The 22429-nt window shown below is 43.4% G+C and carries 20 protein-coding genes and 1 pseudogene; 13 read left to right on the plus strand and 8 right to left on the minus strand.

Annotated elements, in window-relative coordinates; genetic code table 11:
* Positions 1 to 9 precede the first annotated feature (9 nt).
* The 3 genes from lpxH (at position 10) to purK (ending at position 2504) form a co-directional block, all read left to right on the plus strand.
* Entirely contained in the window at positions 10 to 732 is a 723-nt protein-coding gene (gene lpxH, locus PluTT01m_RS19590; RefSeq protein WP_011147947.1) for a UDP-2,3-diacylglucosamine diphosphatase, read from the plus strand.
* A gap of 147 nt (positions 733 to 879) precedes the next feature.
* Positions 880 to 1410, plus strand: coding sequence for a 5-(carboxyamino)imidazole ribonucleotide mutase (gene purE / locus PluTT01m_RS19595; RefSeq protein WP_011147948.1), 531 nt, complete (start codon positions 880 to 882; stop codon positions 1408 to 1410).
* Complete coding sequence (gene purK, locus PluTT01m_RS19600) at positions 1407 to 2504, plus strand: 5-(carboxyamino)imidazole ribonucleotide synthase (RefSeq protein ID WP_011147949.1); 1098 nt, start codon at positions 1407 to 1409, stop codon at positions 2502 to 2504. Before purE ends, purK begins: the two co-directional genes overlap by 4 nt.
* A gap of 163 nt (positions 2505 to 2667) precedes the next feature.
* On the opposite strand, the pseudogene PluTT01m_RS19605 reads toward purK, so the two are convergent.
* The 4 genes and pseudogenes from PluTT01m_RS19605 to PluTT01m_RS19620 all read right to left on the minus strand — a co-directional run.
* A pseudogene (locus tag PluTT01m_RS19605) lies at positions 2668 to 3051 on the minus strand (transposase); the annotation flags it as partial.
* Positions 3052 to 3416: 365 nt separating this feature from the next.
* Positions 3417 to 3746, minus strand: coding sequence for an Rpn/YhgA-type helix-turn-helix domain-containing protein (locus PluTT01m_RS19610; protein WP_041380323.1), 330 nt, complete (start codon positions 3744 to 3746; stop codon positions 3417 to 3419).
* Between the two features lie 24 nt (positions 3747 to 3770).
* Positions 3771 to 4733, minus strand: coding sequence for an Rpn family recombination-promoting nuclease/putative transposase (locus PluTT01m_RS19615; protein ID WP_011147950.1), 963 nt, complete (start codon positions 4731 to 4733; stop codon positions 3771 to 3773).
* A gap of 701 nt (positions 4734 to 5434) precedes the next feature.
* Positions 5435 to 6100, minus strand: coding sequence for a riboflavin synthase (locus PluTT01m_RS19620; RefSeq protein WP_011147951.1), 666 nt, complete (start codon positions 6098 to 6100; stop codon positions 5435 to 5437).
* Between the two features lie 1038 nt (positions 6101 to 7138).
* Between PluTT01m_RS19620 and PluTT01m_RS19625 the strand changes: the two genes are divergently transcribed.
* Genes PluTT01m_RS19625 through PluTT01m_RS19635 form a run of 3 tightly spaced genes read left to right on the plus strand, consistent with a single transcriptional unit; the run spans position 7139 to position 10490 of the window.
* Complete coding sequence (locus tag PluTT01m_RS19625; protein WP_228956955.1) at positions 7139 to 8035, plus strand: outer membrane protein OmpK; 897 nt, start codon at positions 7139 to 7141, stop codon at positions 8033 to 8035.
* A 55-nt stretch (positions 8036 to 8090) separates the two neighbouring features.
* Complete coding sequence (locus PluTT01m_RS19630; RefSeq protein ID WP_011147953.1) at positions 8091 to 9365, plus strand: MFS transporter; 1275 nt, start codon at positions 8091 to 8093, stop codon at positions 9363 to 9365.
* Positions 9366 to 9425: 60 nt separating this feature from the next.
* Entirely contained in the window at positions 9426 to 10490 is a 1065-nt protein-coding gene (locus PluTT01m_RS19635; protein ID WP_011147954.1) for an LLM class flavin-dependent oxidoreductase, read from the plus strand.
* A gap of 219 nt (positions 10491 to 10709) precedes the next feature.
* Here PluTT01m_RS19635 and ybbP read toward each other — a convergent pair whose 3' ends face one another.
* Together ybbP and ybbA are read right to left on the minus strand one after the other, a co-directional pair.
* On the minus strand, positions 10710 to 13142 hold the full coding sequence (ybbP, locus tag PluTT01m_RS19640) for a putative ABC transporter permease subunit YbbP (protein ID WP_011147955.1): 2433 nt from the start codon (positions 13140 to 13142) through the stop codon (positions 10710 to 10712).
* Positions 13139 to 13825 (minus strand): putative ABC transporter ATP-binding protein YbbA, encoded by a 687-nt coding sequence (ybbA, locus tag PluTT01m_RS19645; RefSeq protein ID WP_011147956.1) that lies wholly within the window; start codon positions 13823 to 13825, stop codon positions 13139 to 13141. The genes ybbP and ybbA overlap by 4 nt, the downstream gene beginning before the upstream one ends.
* Between ybbA and tesA the strand changes: the two genes are divergently transcribed.
* The 5 genes from tesA to PluTT01m_RS19670 all read left to right on the plus strand — a co-directional run bounded on the left by tesA (position 13796) and on the right by PluTT01m_RS19670 (position 17593).
* On the plus strand, positions 13796 to 14428 hold the full coding sequence (gene tesA / locus PluTT01m_RS19650) for a multifunctional acyl-CoA thioesterase I/protease I/lysophospholipase L1 (protein WP_173362532.1): 633 nt from the start codon (positions 13796 to 13798) through the stop codon (positions 14426 to 14428). The two genes, ybbA and tesA, sit on opposite strands and share 30 nt — an antisense overlap.
* A gap of 50 nt (positions 14429 to 14478) precedes the next feature.
* Positions 14479 to 15264, plus strand: a complete 786-nt coding sequence (locus PluTT01m_RS19655) for an SDR family oxidoreductase (protein WP_011147958.1) — start codon at positions 14479 to 14481, stop codon at positions 15262 to 15264.
* A gap of 68 nt (positions 15265 to 15332) precedes the next feature.
* Positions 15333 to 16190 (plus strand): co-chaperone YbbN, encoded by an 858-nt coding sequence (locus PluTT01m_RS19660; protein WP_011147959.1) that lies wholly within the window; start codon positions 15333 to 15335, stop codon positions 16188 to 16190.
* Positions 16191 to 16214: 24 nt separating this feature from the next.
* Positions 16215 to 17135, plus strand: a complete 921-nt coding sequence (locus tag PluTT01m_RS19665; protein WP_011147960.1) for an SPFH domain-containing protein — start codon at positions 16215 to 16217, stop codon at positions 17133 to 17135.
* Positions 17136 to 17137: 2 nt separating this feature from the next.
* A complete protein-coding gene (locus tag PluTT01m_RS19670; protein WP_011147961.1) occupies positions 17138 to 17593 on the plus strand; it encodes an NfeD family protein in 456 nt (151 codons plus the stop codon).
* Here PluTT01m_RS19670 and cueR read toward each other — a convergent pair.
* Entirely contained in the window at positions 17587 to 17988 is a 402-nt protein-coding gene (gene cueR / locus PluTT01m_RS19675; protein WP_011147962.1) for a Cu(I)-responsive transcriptional regulator, read from the minus strand. The genes PluTT01m_RS19670 and cueR overlap by 7 nt on opposite strands.
* A 141-nt stretch (positions 17989 to 18129) precedes the next feature.
* Between cueR and copA the strand changes: the two genes are divergently transcribed.
* A complete protein-coding gene (gene copA, locus PluTT01m_RS19680; RefSeq protein ID WP_011147963.1) occupies positions 18130 to 20865 on the plus strand; it encodes a copper-exporting P-type ATPase CopA in 2736 nt (911 codons plus the stop codon).
* Between the two features lie 126 nt (positions 20866 to 20991).
* Here copA and PluTT01m_RS19685 read toward each other — a convergent pair whose 3' ends face one another.
* Positions 20992 to 21309 (minus strand): type II toxin-antitoxin system PrlF family antitoxin, encoded by a 318-nt coding sequence (locus tag PluTT01m_RS19685; RefSeq protein ID WP_011147964.1) that lies wholly within the window; start codon positions 21307 to 21309, stop codon positions 20992 to 20994.
* A gap of 281 nt (positions 21310 to 21590) precedes the next feature.
* Between PluTT01m_RS19685 and PluTT01m_RS19690 the strand changes: the two genes are divergently transcribed.
* Positions 21591 to 22403: a TraB/GumN family protein gene (locus PluTT01m_RS19690; protein WP_011147965.1), complete on the plus strand. Its 813-nt coding sequence runs from the start codon at positions 21591 to 21593 to the stop codon at positions 22401 to 22403.
* The last annotated feature ends 26 nt before the right edge of the window (positions 22404 to 22429 follow it).

The raw sequence follows: 22429 nt of genomic DNA on the forward strand, positions 1-22429 counted from the left end.
TCACTGCATATGTGTACACTTTTTATCGCAGATTTACATCTCAGCGAACATGAACCGGCAATCACTGCCGGTTTTCTGCGTTTCTTGCGTGAGGATGCCATTCAGGCAGATAGCCTCTATATTCTCGGCGATCTGTTCGATTACTGGATTGGCGATGATGATAACAACCCTCTCCACCGTGAAATCGCTAGCGCATTAAAAACTGTACAACAACAAGGTGTTAGCTGTTACTTTATTCATGGCAACCGTGATTTTCTGCTCGGTTCACGCTTTGCTAAAGAGAGTGGCATCATATTGCTCCCACAGGAAAAAGTACTGGAACTGTACGGTAAGCGAGTGCTTATTCTACATGGCGACACCTTGTGTACTGATGACGAAGGTTATCAACGATATCGTAAGCGGGTTCATACCCCGTGGATCCAACGTCTGTTTCTACTATTACCTCTGTCTATCCGTCAAAAAATTGCCGTAAAAATGCGAGCAAACAGCCAATCGGTCAACCGCAGAAAATCCGAAGCCATTATGGATGTAAACCAGCAAGCTGTTATTGACACTTTTGAGCGGTATCAAGCTGACTGGATGATTCATGGGCACACTCACCGCCCTTTTGTACATGAAGTTCCTCTGCATGATAAAACCGTCTACCGCGGTGTACTTGGCGCATGGCATCATCAGGGATCGATGTTCAAAATAACGGATAAATCAATTGATCTTATCTCTTTCCCATTCTGATTAATCAAAAACACCCACATCCAGGTATGGCAACGAAAGTATAAAGTAACGCAATCGTTTTCCTTAGCTTGTGAGCATGATATGATCCGCGGCCTTAAAGCGTTATTTTCATTCTGGTGGACGTTAAAACACAGGAGCATTTGATTTATGACTGCCCAACCTGATTTAGCAGGAACAGCTCAACACAATGCCAAAATCGCCATTGTCATGGGTTCTAAAAGCGATTGGACGACTATGCAGCACGCGGCTGATATCCTCACTTCTCTTAATGTACCTTTTCATGTTGAAATTGTTTCTGCTCACCGTACACCCGATAAACTATTCAGTTTTGCCGAGCAAGCTGAGCAAAATGGTTTTGATGTCATTATCGCCGGTGCCGGTGGTGCCGCTCATTTACCCGGCATGCTGGCTGCTAAAACGCTGGTACCGGTTCTCGGCGTACCCGTACAAAGTGCTGCACTAAATGGGATAGACAGTCTTTACTCTATTGTACAGATGCCAAAAGGGATTCCTGTCGGCACACTTGCCATTGGGAAAGCTGGCGCGGCAAACGCAGCTCTACTGGCTGCACAGATTTTGGCTCGTCATAATAAAGATTTACTGAAACGCCTCAGCCATTGGCGTGAAACACAAACTCAGGATGTACTCGATAATCCCGATCCGCGGGAGGAAGCATGAAGCCAGTTTGTGTATTAGGCAATGGTCAGCTCGGCCGCATGTTACGTCAAGCTGGTGAGCCTTTAGGTATCACGGTTTATCCTGTTGGCCTCGATGCAGAACCCGAAGCGGTTCCTTATCAGAATAGCGTGATTACCGCTGAAATTGAGCGCTGGCCGGAAACGGCTCTTACTCAGGAACTTGCCCGCCATAAGGCTTTCGCTAATCGAGATATCTTTCCCCGTCTGGCCGACCGTTTACCGCAAAAACAGTTAATGGATAGCCTTGGACTGGCAACGGCTCCGTGGCAATTACTCTCTGATACCAACCAATGGCCGCAATTATTCTCTGAGCTCGGTAATTTCGTTATCGTTAAGCGCCGCATGGGTGGTTATGATGGCCGAGGGCAATGGCGTATTCATCCCGGAGATGAAACAGAATTACCCGCCGATATTTATGGTGAATGTATTGCTGAACAAGCCATTCCTTTTTCTGGCGAAGTTTCACTGGTAGGTGCCCGCAATAAAAATGGCGATTGTGTGTTCTACCCCTTAGCACACAATTTGCATCAAGATGGCATTCTCCGTGCCAGTATTGTCTCTCCTCAAGAAAATTACCATTTACAGCATCACCATTTACAGCATCACCATTTACAACAACAGGCCGAGAGTATGTTGTCAGCGATTATGCACGAGTTGAAATATATCGGCGTGATGGCAATGGAATGTTTTATTGTCGGTGATAATTTATTGATTAATGAACTCGCACCACGCGTTCACAACAGCGGTCATTGGACTCAGAACGGCGCATCTATCAGCCAGTTTGAATTACATCTGCGTGCTATTCTGGATTTGCCCATGCCTCGACCAGTAGTCACCGCGCCGTCAGTTATGATCAATTTGATTGGCACAGATATTAATGCCCAATGGCTCAGTTTGCCCTTGGTACATTTACATTGGTATGAGAAAGAAGTTCGCCCCGCACGTAAAGTGGGTCACCTTAATCTTTCTCACTTTGATAAAAATGAATTAAAAAATACATTGCAGAAACTTATCCCCATGTTGCCACCCGAATATCAAAGTGGCCTTGAATGGGCGCAGGAAAAATTAATTTAACTAATTATCTAACACTAACATTGGTTATTTATCGATCTTGTTCTCTTGATTTGTGTCCGCAATAGTCTCACTGTTAAGGATACAAATTAAGAGACAGCGAGGCACATATGAATACAGCCATGTTAAAAGTTCGTATTTCTGAAGATATGGACACCGACTCTTTTTATTCTCTGCTATTCCTGTAGGGATATGAGTTTAAAAACGTTTTCACTTTCTCAAACAACTGCCACATATACTGACAGCCATGATTTCGTGTCACCGTTTCATGCAAGGATTACCACAGACGCCCAATTTTATTCAGCCAGGGAGAATAAGCGTGTAAAAACAATAGGTTAAATTTAGGATGGCGGGCCAGTCAATCACTGACCAATCGGCTTTTATGGACATAAAAAACGGGATGTTTTTCTGAACACATTGACAACGTCTCAATTATTTTCGCCATTTTTTTCATGGTACTCGGGATCGGGTAATTTAAGCGTCGGAGCTGCCCTTCGCCACACGATCCCCATTTATGTCAGTAACGATAGAAAGTACTGATGGATAATTTTTTTCATCTGGCGTCGTTCATTGCGGGATATAGGCGCTATGATAGGCATAATTCAGTCCGTTTAGTGGTTTGAGATTATTGACAATTGATCAGATTGCAAAAATTGGACTGAGTTCCCTCCGAGTGATCTACTATTTTAAAAGTTATAATGAACTCTGTTCGGATGCCAAAATCAATAATAAATGGTCACATCAGGCGTATGAACATTGAGGTTTTGACGAAACAGAACAAGTCATTTTGTTTCCGCAAACAACTCACCTAATCACGTTCCCCATGCTCTTAAGGTGTCATTTCGCTCCCTTATAAATAAGAACAAAAATGCCGATTTTGAATATCGGCATTTTGCTGTAAAAGAGAAGATGAATTTAATGCTTTAACATTTCAATTTTATCCCGGCTCAATCCGGTACTGGTGACAATAATGTCCAAACTCACGCCATGCCGTAATAAGGCACGAGCCGTTTCCACTTTACCTTCCTCTCGGCCTAGTTCAATGCCTTCTTCTCGACCTTGCTTGATACCTCGCTCAAGCCCTTTTTGTTCAAGCTGTTCTGCAATAGTCATCAACATCGTTTCATGCTCCGGAGATTGCTGTTTCAGTCTGACCGGTTTCAGCTTCGCCGGGCAAACGTAAAAGTCCCTTGTATAGCCATCATCCTGAATAAGAACAAAAATGCCGATTTTGAATATCGGCATTTTGCTGTAAAAGAGAAGATTAATTTAATGCTTTAACGTTTCAATTTTATCCCGGCTCAGTCCGGTACTGGTAACAATAATGTCCAAACTCACGCCATGCTGTAATAAGGCGCGAGCCGTTTCCACTTTACCTTCTTCTCGGCCTTCTTCTCGGCCTTCTTCTCGGCCTTCTTCTCGGCCTTCTTCTCGACCTAGCTCAATACCTTGCTTGATACCTCGCTCAAGCCCTTTTTGTTCAAGCTGTTCTGCAATAGTCATCAGCATCGTTTCATGCTCCGGAGATTGTTCAATCAGTTGATGGACAAAGTGTGAGAGATCCAGCGTATGTCCATTCAGTAAAATATAGAGTAACACCACATTGAGCTGCTCGGTTGTATTATACCCTGCATTCAAGAGTTCCACCAATTGGAGGAGCCATTCCTGCATATCCCGGCAGCGAATATGTTTTTGCACCAGCTCCATCAGGGCTACCCCTTTATGCGTCAGGATCTCTTCATCGCTGAGCACACTGACGTCCACCAACGGAAACGCCTGACGGTATAAGCGAGCCGCCTGTTCGGGGAGCGTGAAACAATCCAGCCACCGGTTTGAGTAAGGATACGGCCGAATCTCACCATGATAAAACAGCAGAGGTGCCACCAACGGGAGTTCAGTATGGCCTTTTTTCAGGTGAGCCGCCATGGCTAACATGGCATAATACATCAGCCGCCAGGCCATTAACGGGTCAGGGGTGGACTGATGTTCAATCAGGCAATAGATATAGCCCTGTCCCCGGGCCGTTTCGACCGAGTACAACACATCACTGTGCAGTTGACGTAAATGCTCATCCACAAAACTGCCGGGCTCCAGTTTCAATGTGGCTAAGTCACACAACGACTGGATTTCTTCGGGCAAATAAAGGGATAGAAACTCTCTGGCCGTTTCAGGCTGCGTTAAAAAATATTTAAATAATCCGTCATGGTGAGGCCGTTTTTCTTTCTTTGCCACAATCTGTTTCTCTGTCTTATTAGTTAGTCATTACCATTTATAGTATTTCTACCAAGCTACAAAAAACATCTTCCCATATTTTCTCAGGCAAATCTTTACCGAATGCATTAATAGAAGAGCCTAAAGAATCAAATATCAGAAAAGAAAAAAAGAGAAAACATTATATTTACAACAATTACTTTATGAAAACCATTCATTTAAATCAGTTTTTAACTTGCATTCGCATAATGATAATCCCTTTATCAAAATATTGATTATTTATATTTCCGTTAATCTTGGATGTTCAGATCGCAAAAATTTAACTGAGTTACCTTCAGATAATCTATTATTTTTAAATGCTATTGAGATGGTACGAGACTTCTTACAATCAATCTGAAGATTTCTACGACTTTGGTTATCATCAAAAACTCAGATAGTATCTAAGGTACTTTAATTCACTATTTCAAACAAAACTCAAGTTAACTATTTATTATGGAATATATGACAAACGGACATTAAAATAATCAAATGTTTGTTATTTAATTGCCTGGAATTAATTGTAGAAGCGGAAGTAAAGTGACTTACCGCTTCACATTTCAACTCATCCTAACTTATCCTAACTTATCTATATTACTTCAATTATCATATTGATCTATTATACCCGTTATCTTTCAAATTGCCTCTTTGTTGGCTGCGCTCACTCACCCCGGTCACATAGTTACCTATGCTCCCGGGGATTCACTCCCTTGCCGTCGCGATGCATCTTGAAATCCATAGGGTATAGCATTCATCGATCTGGATATCGTATCTACAATCGTTCTGGTTGTTTGATCTATTTCATAATTAAGTAAATCATTAACTTTAATATTACCAAGATTAGTCGCCCTTAAAGTTTCTGGAATTAAATTCAACTCTATGGTTTTCTCTTCTTCATTTATACCATTTATTGTTAAACTACAGCCATGCAGCCCAATAAATCCTTTATGGAAAAAGTATTTTATATTATCGCCAGGGATATTAATCACTAATCGATAAGTTTCACCTGTTTTAATAAAATCAACAACTTCTGCTGCGCCTTCAATATGTCCATATAAACTATGACCACCATTCTCTTTATTCATTTGATGTGATCTTTCAATATTAACTTCATCCCCCACATTTAAAAACTTTAACGTGGTCACATCAGCCGTAAAATCTGATATATCAAACCAGACGATATCGTTTTTAAATTGGGTGACAGTCAAGCACGTACCATTAATCGCAACACTAGCCCCCACAGAAACATCATCAAAAAAATGGTTATTATTACTGACGGTCAATGTACTAAATCCCTCTTTTTTCTCAAGAGATAATACCTTTTCTTTTCCTTGCACAATTCCAGTATACATAATCACCCTCTTTTATTTATATTAAGTAGAAATGCCCTTGTTACATTAATAAAGTTTTATTAGCTCTATTAACCACATTTTCCTACCCCATATTTACAAAATATCTTTTATACCCGTTATCTTTCAAGTTGCCTCTTTGTTGGCTGCACTCTCTCACCCCGGTCACATCGTTATCTATGCTCCCGAGGATTCGCTCCCTTGCCGTCGCAATCCATCTTGAAATCCATTGGGTATATATACTTAATTTAAATCAAAATTTTAATAACACATTTATAAAGCTAAAAAACCACTTTACCCTATAATTTTTAATTATATCAAGCTTTTTGTGAAATGGATGATTTTTTACTATTAAATTGACAATTATCAAACATGAACAAAAATAGAGTCAAAGATTATTTTTCTAACTTATGGAAACACTTTACTTTGAATATTTATTATTTAATTAAAAACATATAACAATAAAATTGTCAGACAAAAAATTATAATTTACAACATTTAACTCATAATCTCTTTTTTATTATAAATAAATCAAACGAATTATCATTTTAAACATTTATTATATTTTTATTCCATGAAAGATAATTACTCAAAATAAATATTAAAAAAGATATTTTATCTCTATATTTTAAAAACAAAGCAATAATTATTTAAAGTCGAAAATGGTTTTGATTATACCAAAACAGGCACCCATTTATTATTGTTATTTATCATGGTTATTCCTCATTAAAAATCAGAATTAATTAAGAAAAATAAATTATATATTTAAGTTAACTAAAATATAATTACACAAATATTTTCATAAAACCATTAATTAACAATGTTTTCCCAATAACCAAAACAAAGTTGAATAAACAACCTATCGTTAATTAAATAATCAACATATTACTAACACCGAAAAATCACCAAGGTTAAAATAATTTTATCTTTCTACTCCCTCCACCTTTCATCAATAAAATCAAATATCCCTTTGACAAAACCGTCTTATTAGATCAATGTTAGCAACCACCAGCCCGATACCGTATGAGAAAGGGAACCTTCGTGTTACTTGCCACAAAAATCCATAATACGAAAAACTACCCCCGGCTTTTTTTCACCTTAAAGCCCTCTTTCCCATTTTCCTGTACCGCTTATCTGGCAATGACTTGGCGTTGGATCGGCACCCGATTAAAGAAAAGCGGATTACCTGCAATGCTATTAATGCTATTATTGCTGTCGGCAATCAATCAAGCTCAAGCCGGTCATTTTGTTAATTTTCAATCGATTGATACCAGCCTTTATATGCAATTTGAAAATCGGGTCGATCCCAGAAAAACCATTTCACCGATTTTAGAGGCTTTCGGCGACTACAGTATCGGCGATATGTACGTCTATAGTATTTGGCAAAATTCGCTGCAAAGTGATTACCAAGGTGACAAAAGCACCTACTATTATAAATTTGTCCCTAGAGTGAGCTTGAGTAAAGTCACTGGTAATGACATCTCTTTTGGGCCGGTAAAAGATATTCTGTTCGCTCAATGGGTTGCCAAAACTAAAGGTATAGATTACGACTATTTCCCCGGTATCAGTATCGACTGGCAAGCTAGTTGGATTAGCTGGTTACGTACAATTTTTTATTTTGAGAATAATGCCAAAGGAAGCTGGAATGATCAGCGAATCCATATCGACTACGGAATTCCCTTCAATAACCGTTTAGGTGATTTCCGTGTTGTCGGTACTTTTGATTATACCTTAGGTTTGCATGGGCAACCTGAAACTATCGATTTCAAACCAGAATTGCACTATGATTTAGGAAAACGCCTTGGCAATCAACCCGGTCATTTATGGACTGGCATTGTCCTGAACCCAATAAAAAATAAATACAAAATAAGAGATACCCCTTATTATCGAACGGATCAATTTAGTTATGGGGTCTTTATTCGATATAGTTTTTTCTGATATCGGAATAAAATATCAGAAATTTTCTGATGGCCTTTATCCTGATGGAGTCAAAATGCCCACTCAACATGACCAGTTCGGACGTACTTATCAGTGGCTCCTACTGATACTTTTGGGTTTAGTTTATTTTCTGGTCACCGCAACCACATTTACTTCGCTAGGTGTTGTATTACCTAGCATGATCAAGGAATTACACTGGAGTTGGACGGATGCCGGTTTGGGGTTCACTTTACTGGGCTTGTCATGTGGGCTGTCCAGTTACCTTCCAGCGATGTTTATTCGTCGTACCGGCGTCCGCGCTACCTTAATTATCGGTACGCTTACCTTTATCACCAGTTTTTATATCCTCTATAACACCCACAGTATCGCGGCCTATTTTACCGGTACCACCCTACTAGGGATCGGCTTTAGTCTTATGGCAACGGTTCCCGGCACTTATGTCATTAGCCGACTTTTTAAAAAGCAGTCGTTGGCTTTTGGTATCTATTTCACTATCGGGGGATTAGGAGGCGTGGTCGGTCCGTGGATCTATTTCCTGGCAACCGTATTTTGGGAAAACTGGCGTATGCACTGGGCAATTTCCGGGATATCACTCACCCTGATTAGTCTATTAACCATTTTATTTATGCGCGAAGGTAAAAAGGAAAACGCCCACGCTGAAAGAATTAGCAAAAATCAACAAGACCAGCTCCCCACCAGTATCTATCGCACCAAGGAAATATGGAATGTCCGACAGGCACTGCACACTTGGCAATTTTATGCCATTGCCGCCGCTTATACCTCTTTTTTACTGTGTGGGATAACCGTTAATAGCTTCGCTGTCGCCCATATTACTGAAAACGGGTTCAGTGAGTCTGTTGCCGCCTCCTCGCTCAGTATCTTGGCTTTTATCAATGCATTCTCACGATTTGCAGGAGGCGCTGTTGGTGAATGGCTCGATCCCAAAAAATTGCTTATCGGTAGTCTGTCGATAATTATCTGCGGCCTTATCGCACTCAGTGCCACCACTTCATGGACATTTTTAATCCTGTTCACGTTGTGTATTGGCATCGGTTATGGCATGACTTTTCTGGCATCCAGTATTTTACTGTTCAATTATTTTGGGCGCACGCCTTATCTGGAACTGTTCTCAGTGATGAATCTGATCTCTACTACCGCCTGTATCGCCCCTTTTCTGGTGGGAGCAATTAAAGATTATTCAGGTAGTTTTACACCGGCATTTCTCATTATCGCCATACCGGTGCTAACTATTCTGATTATCACATTCATAATGCAACCACCGTTACAAATCGTGAAGAAATGTTCTGATAACAGCACATTACTTAACTGAATTTAGAAATAAAATGAACCTATAAGATATTCCTTACCACAGACAAACAAGGAATTCATCATGGCAAAAAAAGAATTCGGTGTATTTCTACCCATAGCTAAAGGTGGATGGATTATTTCCAAAAATACACCACCACTCGATGCTTCTTATCAGCAAAACCGTGAAGCAGCTATTCTGGCTGATCAAATTGGTTTGGATTTCATCATGTCAATGAGCAAATGGCGTGGCTTTGGTGGCGAAACGGAACATTGGGGCTGTTCGTTGGAATCCGTTACGATGATGGCAGGTATTGCCGAAGTGACTCATCATGCTCGGCTTATCGCAACCATGCACGCCGGGCTGCATAATCCTGCCGTGACAGCCAAAATGATTGCGACATTGGATCAAATTAGTCATGGGCGCGCCGGGCTGAATATTGTCTCTGGCTCATTCAAAGACGAATTTGAACAGATGGGGGAATGGGATAACAATTTAGATCACGATCAACGTTACGCAATGACCGAAGAGTGGACCCAATTGATCAAACGGCTTTGGAGTGAGAAGCAGGTTAATCATCAGGGAGATTACTTTAATTTCAAGAATTGTGTTTCTGAACCTAAACCTGTTTCCGTTCCGCGCCCTTATTTGGTCTGTGCCGGTCAATCAGAATGTGGACTACGTTTTAGTGTGCGTAACACCGATGTGTGTTTCATTGGTGGTAAAGATGAGGAAGAAACGCGACAAATCAGTCTGATGGCTAAACGTCTTGCAGCCGAATACGGCACAACCACCAAAACCTTTTGTATGTGTACGATTATTTGCGCTGAAACAGATGAAGAAGCTAAAACGCTGGCTGAGTTCTATCGTGATGGCTTGGATATAGACGCAGTTAAAAGCATGATGCACAGTTTTGGCGTCGATGTTGGCGAAAAAAGCAATGCGATGGTTGAAAGATCCCAAAACGCTTTTATGACCCACACCGCTATCGGCAACCCGGAAACGTGCCGCCAACAATTATCAGATTTGCTGCGTGAATGCGAACTGGACGGCGTTATGTTGATCTTCCCTGATTATGTTCAGGGGTTGACCACTTTCGGCGAGAAAATCTTGCCACAACTTAGAGCTGAATTTATCTATACCCAATAGATTTCAAGATGCATCGCGACGGCAAGGGAGTAAATCCCCGGGAGCATAGATAACGATGTGACCGGGGTGAGAGAGTGCAGCCAACATGCAGCCAACAAAGAGGCAACTTGAAAGATGACGGATATAAACAACGATAATAGGCCAATAAGCCAGGGAATGGATTCTCCACATCTCGACGAGCGATTACCCATTCCCTAAACGTCTGCAAATATCGCCCTTTTACCCCTGAACTCGCCGGTGTAATCCCGTACCCCGTAATAACCGAAGCCCCAACCCACTCCCACACAATGAAAGTAACAAGCTGCTGATTATTGGTAATAACAGCCACATCTGCCATTCTGGTTGCCACGGAAAATCAAATACCTTGGTCTGTAATAACCAGAGCGCAACCTCAGCCCCTAATGCCGCAGTAAAACCCGCCATTAATCCAAGCAAAGCAAATTCATACCAAAGCGTACGACGCAGTAGCTGTTTACTGGCTCCCAAGGTGCGATAAACCACTAATTCAAGTTGCCGTTGATGCATCCCTACCTGAACCTGAGCCAATAGCAGTAATGCGCCACAAACCATGACCAATCCAACCATGACTTCCAATGCCTTACTTACCTGCTGCAAAATACCCTGAATTTGCTTAATCATCACGCCGGTATCAAGTAGGCTCAACGTCGGAAACTGACGATTAAGATCCGTCAGAAGGCGACCCTCTCCCTCATAATGGAAACTGGTCAACCAAGTTTGCTGCTGATTTTCTAATGCTTGTTTCGGGAAAATAAACAAGAAATTTGGCCGCAAACTTTCCCAATCCACCAGTCGAATACTGCTAACGATGGCACTGAATTGCTGCGTATCACCACTGAATGTCAGCTTATCGCCGATTTTGATTGCCAAACGCTCAGCAAGCCCTTGCTCGATAGAAACCTCATCCTTCTTTAGCGGCCAGTGACCTTCCACCAAGGTATTAAACGGGGGTAACTCCTCTTTCCATGTCAGGTTCAATTCCCGCTGTACCGTGTTGCTATCCGATCCTCTGGCCTCTGCCCACGCGATAGCTGACTGACCATTAATTTCCGTCAAGCGAGCCAATACCACCGGATAGAATGCCGTAGGTTTAACCTGATACTGAGCCAGCAAATGTTCTACTTGTGGAATTTGCTGTCCAGTCATATTAATCAGAAAATAGTTTGGACTATCTGGTGGCAATTGGTGCTGCCAACGGTCAAGCAAGTCTCCCCGGACCACCAGCAACAAAGCAAATAACATAAATGATAAAGAAAAAGCCGCCAATTGAGCTACTGTTTGAAACGGCTGCCGCAGTAGTCGATTAACCGCCAGACGAAAACTGAGTTGGCGAAGTTTCAAATGACGTAATAACCACAATCCTCCCCAACCAAACACCGCCAGTAATAGCGCAACCATCATCATGCCTGCAAGTAACGCCCATAACATGGGCTTGGTGCCAACTAACAGACTCAGCCCACTAATGACCACCAATACCGCCAACGGCAAGTAATAACGTAACGGCCAGATAGGCGCGATAATATCATTACGCAGCACTCGTGATGGTTGGGTTGCCATTAACTGCTTATACGGACGTATTCCCACCAGTAAGGCGATAACAGATAACGCACCTAACGCCCATATCCACGGCCAGAATCCTGCTACTGGTAAGGTCTTCGGCAACATAGGGGCCAAAATCTGCACGAGCAGATATTCAAACATCAATCCCAGAAGCGTTCCCACCAGCGCCGCCGCAATTAATATCACCAGCCATTGACCAATCACCCATTTACGCAACGCCCAACGCCCCGCACCCAGTGTTTTAAGCACAGCAATCAAATCATGGCGGCTACGGCAATAGTGAGTCATTGATACTGCTACCGCGGCGACAGCGAGTAATAATGTCAGTAAAGCCGATAACAACAAGAATTGCTGTGCCCTTTCAATCGTTTTTTCCAGCGCCCCGCTGTCCTGTTTCAAGGTATACCAGCGCTGATCAGCTTTAAGTTGGGGATCAATGAGCTGCTGATACTGATAAACTGCTTCTTTATCACCCGAAAACATATAACGATAAGTCAGGCGGCTACCCGGCTGAATCGCACCGGTAGATGGCGCATCATCAAGATTGATTAAAATCCGTGGCGCAATCTGAAAGGGATTGAAACCACTGTCCGGTTCCTGAATTAATTCTCCACTCACCTTAAGCGTGGTATCACCCACATCGAGATTATCGCCAACTTTGATTTTCAACAATTCAAGCAAGCGAGGTGCAACCAGCACTGTGCCTTTTTCCGCTTTCAAACCCGGTGGATGGGTTTCCAGTTCACCATATAACGGGTAATGACTGTCTGCGGCTTTTACATTCGCAAGTTGAGGAATGTCCCCAGCATAAGTCATTGTGGTGAAAGAGAGTTGGCGACTTAATTTTAATCCCCGTTTTTTCGCCTGCTGTAGCCATTCTTCATCTACCGGATAAGCAGCACGCAGGACTAAATCACCCGCCAGAAAATCCCGACTCTGGTAATGAACACTTTGATCAATGCGATCACTAATCCTTCCTAAGGCCAGCACACAAGCTACCGCCAAGGTAAGAGATAACCAGACAATCAATAAAGAAGGTGTGCGCCACTCGCGCCAAAACCAACGCCAAATCATCTTTCTTCCCTCAATTTTCCATCAACCAACCGCAAGCAACGTTGACAACGGGCCGCAAGCTGGCTGTCATGAGTGACCAAAATTAATGTTGTGGCATAATCACGATTCAGAGAAAACAGTAAATCAGCAATACGATCACCGGTTTGCCGATCCAGATTACCTGTTGGCTCATCAGCAAACAGAATTTTGGGTTGACTGCTGAATGCCCGTGCCAATGCCACTCTCTGTTGTTCACCGCCAGAAAGTTGTGCTGGCATATGTTTCAAACGCTTCCCCAATCCCAGTTGTTCAAGCAATTCAACCGCCTGTTTCCTACTACTATTTTCAGACTCACCACGTAATAAGGCAGGAAGCTGGACATTCTCTAATGCGTTTAATGTCGGAATTAACATAAAGGACTGAAAGACAAAACCAACACTTTCAGCCCGGAGTTGCGCCCGCTGCTCTTCATTCATCTGGCTTAAATTATGCCCTAGCAGCCGAACCTCACCGTCACTGCCATCATCTAACCCGGCAATAATGCCAAGCAATGTGGATTTACCCGAACCCGACTCTCCCACCAAAGCGATAGTCTGTGCCGACTCGACAACCAACTCAACTCCCTGCAATATAGTGATCTTATGTCCTCCCTGACCAACGTGCTTACTGAGATGCTGAACTTCAAGAATATTCCCCGTTACCATTTACTTTTCCTTTTACTGATGGTGCTATTTAGCGCCAGAGCGACTGCGGCTGATACCCTTCTGATTCTCGGTGATAGCCTTAGTGCCGGTTACCATCTGCCTATTGAGCAGTCATGGCCTGCTTTGATGGAAAAAAAGTGGCAAAAATCCGGCAATAAAATCACGGTCATCAACGGCAGCATCAGCGGCAACACCGCCGCTCAGGGCCTTGAGCGGCTACCTGAATTACTTAAACAACATAAACCCCGTTGGGTACTGATAGAGCTGGGTGCCAACGATGGATTACGCGGTTTTCCTCCACAACACACCGAACAAGATCTACAACAGATCATTACTTTAGTGAAACAAGCTAATATTCAGCCTTTATTGATGCAGATCCGTCTACCACCAAACTATGGGCGCCGTTATACCGAGTCTTTTGCCAAGATTTACCCCAAACTGGCAGAATATAATCAAATTCCCCTGCTCCCGTTTTATATGGAGCAAGTCGCCATTAAACCGGAGTGGGTGCAACAAGATGGGTTACATCCTAATCTGGCAGCCCAACCATTTATCGCCGATTGGATGTCTGACACACTATCAGCACATCTTAATTATTCTTAAGTAGTAAACTATTAGTTTCAACAAATTGATGTCTATAAGCAGGTAAAGTTATGCAAAAGTCAGTTCTTATCACAGGCTGTTCCAGTGGAATTGGTCTGGTGGCGGCCAAAACACTACATCAGCGGGGCTACAGAGTATTAGCAGCCTGCCGGAAACCCGCAGATTTACAGCATATGCGCGAATTAGGACTGGAACCTATCGAATTGGATCTTGATGACAAAATGAGTGTTGAACGTGCCGCCGCCGAGGTCATCAAGCTAACCAATGGCCGTCTTTACGGGCTGTTTAATAATGGCGGCTTTGGTATTTATGGCCCACTCAATACTATCAGTCGTGAACAACTGGAACGGCAATTCTCTACTAATCTATTTGGTACACATCAACTTACCTGCTTATTACTTCCCGCAATGCAACTTCATGGTGAAGGCCGTATTATTCAAACCAGTTCAGTTATGGGACTGATTTCAACCCCAGGCCGTGGTGCTTACTCTGCCAGTAAATATGCCTTGGAAGCATGGTCAGATGCGCTAAGAATGGAATTAGCCGGCACAGGAATTAAAGCCTGTTTGATTGTTCCTGGCCCGATAAAAACACGTTTTTCAGAAAACGTGAATCAAACGCAAAGCGATAAACCTGTCAAAAACCCCAGGATCGCCCGTCACTTTACCCTGACTCCCGAAGCCGTTGTGAATAAACTAATTCATGCTCTGGAAAGTCCGAATCCTAAATTACGTTACCCAGTGACTTGGGTAACCCATGCAGTCGCTATTATGCGCCGGATTTTACCAGGAAGAGTAATGGATAAAATACTGAGCAAACAAAGTGGTACAACTTGAAAGTTAAGAAAATAACCTCAATCTATTTAATCGTACCCTGCGATAACCAAATTTAAGAGACTAATTATATGTTACCGACCTCTATTGGAATTAATGTTAACGAAAGCAACCTCCATCAAATCGTTGAACAGTCTATGACTGTACCTGTTTTATTTTATTTCTGGTCCGAACGTAGCCCCCATTGCCAAGAATTAAGCGTAACACTGGATAAACTGGCCGCAGAATATGCGGATCAATTCATATTGGCAAAAGTGGATTGCGATAAAGAGCAAATGGTCGCCGCACAATTTGGTTTACGCGCCATTCCTACGGTTTATATTATGCAACAAGGTCAACCCGTAGATGGTTTTCAGGGGCCACAACCTGAAAACGTTATCAGAGAGATGCTGACTCGCGTATTACCGAAGCCGGAAGAGTTGAAAGCCGCTCAGGCGGAAGAACTTATCGCCGAAGGAAAACATCAGGAAGCACTACCGTTATTGAAAGAAGCCTGGCAATTAGCGCCCAAAAACAGTGCAATTGCACTTATGTTGACCAAAGTGCAAATTATGCTCAATAATATAGAGGAAGCCCAGGAAATTCTGAATCTTATTCCATTACAGGATCAAGATACTAATTATCACAGTTTACTGGCTCAAATTGAGTTACAAAAGCAAGCGGCGGATACACCAGAGATCCAACAATTGCAGCAAGAATTCGCCATTCAACCGGAGAATGCCGAGCTAGCTGTTAAGCTCGCGCTGAAACTGCACGAAGTCAGCCGTAATGAAGAAGCTCTGGAATTATTACTCAGCTTCCTAAAAAAGGACCTTTCTGCTGCCAACGGGGCGGTACGGAAAACAATGATGGATATTATGTCTGCAATGGGGACCGGTAATACCTTGGCTTCGAAATACCGTCGCCAAGTTTACTCACTGCTTTACTGATTTATTTAATTGTAAGGAATTGCTATGGATTTATTCGCTTTTGGTGCCGTACCCATTCTGATATTTATTGCGGTGGTTATTGTCTTTACTTGCGTAAAAACCGTGCCACAAGGCTATCAATGGACGGTAGAACGTTTCGGCCGTTATACCCGAACTTTATTACCGGGTTTGCATATTATCGTCCCTTTTATCGATCGCATTGGCCGTAAAATTAACATGATGGAACAAGTGTTGGATATTCCTTCACAAGAAGTGATTTCCCGCGATAACGCCAATGTTACTATTGATGCGGTCTGCTTTATTCAGGTTGTCGATCCTGTTCGAGCTGCTTATGAAGTCAGCAACCTTGAACTATCCATTATCAATCTGACGATGACCAACTTCCGTACCGTTTTGGGTTCAATGGAACTGGATGAAATGCTGTCACAGCGTGATTCCATCAACAGCCGCCTATTACATATTGTTGATGAAGCCACTAACCCATGGGGGGTGAAAATTACCCGTATTGAAATCCGTGATGTGCGTCCACCAAAAGAGTTGATCTCTGCCATGAACGCCCAGATGAAAGCAGAACGTACAAAACGTGCTGATATTCTGGAAGCAGAAGGTATCCGTCAGGCGGCTATTCTGAAAGCAGAAGGAGAAAAACAGTCTCAAATTCTGAAAGCAGAAGGGGAACGTCAATCGGCATTTCTCCAGGCAGAAGCACGTGAACGTGCCGCCGAAGCGGAAGCTCGCGCAACTAAAATGGTATCCGATGCGATCGCTGACGGTAACATGCAGGCAATTAACTACTTTGTTGCCCAGAAATATACGGATGCCCTGACCAGTATTGGCGCTTCCGGTAACAGCAAAGTCATTATGATGCCTCTGGAAGCGAGCAACCTAATGGGTGCGATTGGCGGTATTACTGAATTGATTGGCGAAAGCAAAAAAGGTAAATAACCATGATTGCACAGATTGCGGCGCAAACTCCTTGGCTCTGGTTCTCTTTCGGCGGCTTACTGTTAATTGCAGAGCTTCTGGGAACTGGCGGCTATCTGTTATGGACGGGCATAGCCGCTATCGTTGTTGCGTTTGTCACCTGGCTGCTACCAGGAATAGATTGGGAATGGCAAGGCATTTTGTTTGCCACTCTGACGCTGCTTTCTGCAATGCTATGGCGCTACTGGTTACGTCGCCGCCCATCAAAAGGCGGCGATACCCTGAACCAGAAAGAGCACCAGCTCATCGGTATCCGAGCCAAACTGACTACCGATACTGAAAATGGTTACAGCCGGGTCAAGCTAGCTGATGGAAGCTGGCGAGTTCACTGTAATAGTGAACTACCAGCCCACACCGAAGTAGAAGTGATCGCTGTTGATGGCATTACCCTGAAAGTAAAACCGGTCAGTTCTCAGTGATGAGAGCAACAACCCGATAAATGATCTATGATGGGGCATGCAGCCCCGTCATCTCCAGGGCACTCTTCCGCTAAGGATAACAATTTACTTCTTATTTTCTGCAACTCTTCAATCGCCTTTTCTATTTCAGCCACTTTATGCAATGTTGCCACTTTTACATCAGCACTATGACGATTGGGGTTGCGAAATAACACTAAAAACTCACGGCATTCATCAAGCGTAAAACCGACCTGTTTTGCCTGACGTAACAGCGTTAGTTCATCAATATGTTTCTGCTGATAATAACGGTAGCCGTTATCCCCCCTTTCCGGCGGTGTAATCAGATCCTTTTCTTCATAAAACCGGATAGCTTTGCTGGTAAGACCGGTTTTTTGGGCAATCTCACTAATGTTCATTTTTTCCCCTTGACCTTACCCTTGAGGGAAGGTTTAACCTCCCCAACAAGTCAGAAACTCACTTGAACTGTGTAGATATTCATCACCAATTATCACACAGGTATGAAGAATAATTACATCACTATGTGTTAGGAGTTTTTTATGTCATACACAACTATTTTAACCTTGCAGGGACTCTCCTGTATGCACTGTGTTAACAGTGTGAAAAAGGCACTAGCAAATCGTACAGATGTGGAACAGGCGGATATTACAATTGATTATGCCAAAATCATCGGTAAAGCCTCTACTGAATCATTAATCGAAACCATTCAAGCAGCCGGTTACGATGCGATGATTGCCAGCCAACCCGATGTTGAACTGACACTCTCTGGACTGAGTTGCATGCATTGTGCAGGTACGACACGTAAAGCGCTGGAGGCCGTAGATGGTGTTATCGCCGCAGAGGTGAATACCGAAAAAGCTAAAGTTTACGGTAAAGCCGATGCGGATACCTTGATTGCCGCTGTTGAGCGGGCGGGTTACCATGCAAAACTCGCTTCTGGTCAAAACTCCCCAAAATCTGAGCCGCTGACATTACCTGCTTCAAACAGACCGGAACCTTTGGCAGCGGCAACCTCCTCTGTTCCGGTCGAAAAAGCTGACGTATCCGTTGTGAGTGACAGCAATGAGAGCATCCAGTTGCTGTTGGATGGCATGACTTGCGCCAGTTGCGTGAATAAAGTTCAGAAAGCATTACAAGGTGTTGACGGCGTGGAAAATGCCAGAGTGAATCTTGCTGAACGCAGCGCTTTAATTACCGGCAGTGCCTCACCAGAGGCACTGATTAAAGCAGTAGAAAAAGCCGGGTATGGCGCAGAACTGATTCAGGACGAAACTAAGCGGCGTGAACGCCAGCAACAAGTTTCTGACGCTAATATGCGCCGTTTTCGTTGGCAGTCAGCATTAGCCTTAGTCGTCGGTATTCCCGTAATGGTGTGGGGCATGATGGGCGATAATATGATGCTCACACCTGAAAACCATCATATCTGGCTGACTATTGGCGTTATCACGCTTGCCGTGATGATTTTTGCCGGTGGTCACTTCTATCGTAATGCGTGGCAAAGCCTGAAAAACGGCAGTGCGACAATGGACACATTAGTGGCATTGGGAACGGGTGCAGCCTGGCTTTACTCCATCAGTGTCAACCTATGGCCAGATATTTTTCCACCACAAGCCCGTCATCTCTATTATGAAGCCAGCGCGATGATTATTGGTCTGATAAACCTGGGGCATGCTCTGGAACAACGTGCCCGTCAGCGTTCTTCAAAAGCACTGGAGCGTCTGCTGGATCTGACACCACCGACTGCCCGTGTGGTGACAGAAGATGGCGAAAAAGAGATACCGCTGGCTGATGTCAAACCCGGCATGACGTTACGTCTGACAACCGGTGATCGTGTTCCCGTTGATGGTGAAATCATTCAAGGTGAGGTTTGGATAGATGAGGCAATGCTCACCGGTGAGCCGATTCCACAGCAAAAAACCAAAGGCGATAACATTCATGCCGGTACGACGGTGCAAGACGGTACAGTGCTGTTTACTGCCGCCGCGGTTGGCAGCCAGACAACATTAGCTCGAATTATTAAACTGGTCCGTCAGGCACAAAGTAGTAAGCCCGAAATCGGTCAGTTAGCAGATAAAATTTCCGCCGTATTTGTTCCTGTTGTTGTCGCCATTGCCCTGATTGCCGGCGCTATTTGGTATTTCGTTGGGCCAGCACCACAGATTATGTATTCATTGGTCATTATTACCACTGTGTTGATTATTGCCTGTCCCTGTGCCCTTGGGTTGGCAACCCCTATGTCAATTATCTCTGGTGTCGGCCGGGCAGCAGAATTCGGGGTACTGGTGCGAGACGCGGATGCGCTGCAACAAGCCAGCACCTTGGATACCCTTGTTTTCGATAAAACTGGTACGCTGACAGAGGGTATGCCTCAAGTGACTGATATCCATACTTTTAATGGGTACAGTGAACAAGAAGTATTGCGGTGGGCTGGCGCACTGGAACAAGGTTCTAACCATCCATTAGCCAAAGCCATTCTTGCCAAAGCCAAAGGGCTGACGTTGCCGCAAGTTGAACAATTCCGTACTCTGGCTGGACTCGGTATCAGCGGTGAAGTGAATGGCACAACCTTGTTGCTAGGTAATCAAGCTTGGCTAGAACAAAATCAAATTGATACGCAAGAATTAAAATCGTTGATCGCTCAACAGGCAGAACAAGGCATCACACCGGTTCTTCTGGCAGCAGGAGGTCAAGCGGCGGCAGTGCTATCTATTCGCGATCCACTGCGTGAAGATACTATGACTGCATTGCAGCGATTACATCACCAAGGCTACCGTTTAGTGATGTTAACCGGTGATAACCCAGTGACTGCCAATGCGATTGCCAAAGAAGCGGGTATTGATCAAGTGATTGCAGGTGTATTGCCTGATGGCAAAGCTGAGGTAATTCAGAAACTGCAAGCAGCAGGTCGCAAGGTTGCTATGGTGGGGGATGGTATTAACGATGCTCCAGCCCTAGCGCAAGCTGATGTAGGCATTGCAATGGGTGGTGGTAGTGATATCGCCATTGAAACCGCCGCAATAACGCTGATGCGCCATAGTTTACATGGCGTGGCTGATGCGGTTGAGCTATCCAAAGGCACTCTGCGCAATATGAAACAGAACCTATTAGGCGCATTTATCTACAACACATTGGGGATTCCGATCGCCGCTGGTGTGCTCTATCCCTTTACTGGAACCCTGTTAGATCCGGTAGTCGCAGGTGCGGCAATGGCGCTCTCTTCAATTACGGTAGTGAGTAATGCTAATCGATTACTGAGGTTTAAGCCTAAGTTCTGAATCACTAAAGAAATAAGTCTGCTTTAATGATGTTGGGGTGAATCGTAAAAATGCATATCCATGATCGCATTTTACACTTCTACCCCAGCACTTTTTCATATAGCAATGTCCATCCACGTTACTGCATCAAATCATCACATCTCCGACAATGTTTTCATTCAGATCGATAACGTGCCCCGTATTGTGCTGCATAGCCTCGTCCAATTCCTTAGGTAAATCACTCACATGGTACCCGACCTGAATGTCGGCAGACAGCAAGTCAAGGAATGCCCCAATTAACTGGTCTTCGTATTCAACGCTTACATTAGTCACAACAACCTCACCATTACGCAACTCAAATACCAATGTGCTACCGGTATCAACACTCAATACCTGACGGATGAACCAAGGTAACGTGATCTGACCTTTAGGAATCAATGTTACCAGCTCATAAATATCTGACATAACAAACCCCTAGTTTATACCCTATGGATTTCAAGGTGCATCGCGACGGCAAGGGAGCGAATCCCCGGGAGCATAGAGAACTATGTGACCGGGGTGAGTGAGTGCAGCCAGGGTATATCATTTTCAAAGAACTAGAAAAGTAAATACAGCGGCCAAATAAAATCTCCTTGTATACTGAATAGTAGTAAAAGAACATTCAATAGAAATGGATAGAGATACAGTTGTAATATTAACCTGAAAAAATAGTTAGCCTAAAGAATAAATGCTAAACCGGAGCTCAAATGGGACGACTGATTAAACACCTTACCAATATATTAGGAATCAATGCCCTCCACCGTTATCCCTATCCTGCTCACGATATTACACTGGCAGGTGATAGACATTTGCATCTGGTAGGCAGTATTCATATGGGTACGAAAAATATGTTCCCACTTTCAGAAATATTGATAGAACAGCTTAATCAATCCGATACATTAATCGTGGAAGCAGATATTACTCAGGCAGACTCCCCATTTCATGATGAGTTTCAATCATATCACCGTATCGAACAACGTTTATCTTCTGAGATGTATCAGAACTTTCAGGACTGTTGCAATGAAATCCAACAGCAAGAAGAATTCCTCAATCTATTGCCCTCATGGCAAATCGCTTTAATTTTACAAGCTGGACAAGCACAAAACCTTGGATTACATCCCCAATACGGTATCGATTATCAGCTACTAAATGCAGCCAAAGCTCTAGGAAAAACGATTATTGAACTAGAAGGTACTGAATCACAAATTAATTTACTTAATCAAATTCCCAATAACGGCCTGCCACTATTAGAAGATACATTAACCCATTGGCACGCAAATGCCCGTGCTTTACAAACCATGATCAGTTGGTGGATGGACTATCAACCTAAACAGCAAGAACATGCTCTACCAACAACTTTCAGTAAAGAGATATACCAACTATTGATGACTGAACGTAATAAACAATGGAATAAACATTTACGGGGATTACCTGCCGGTCGATACCTCGTTGCTGTTGGCGTTTTGCATCTGTATGGTGAAGGGAATTTGCCCAAGATGCTGGCAGAAAAACAGCATTAAAAAAAGGCCAATATTACCTATATTGC

This window comes from Photorhabdus laumondii subsp. laumondii (assembly GCF_003343245.1).
Classification (GTDB): domain Bacteria; phylum Pseudomonadota; class Gammaproteobacteria; order Enterobacterales; family Enterobacteriaceae; genus Photorhabdus; species Photorhabdus laumondii.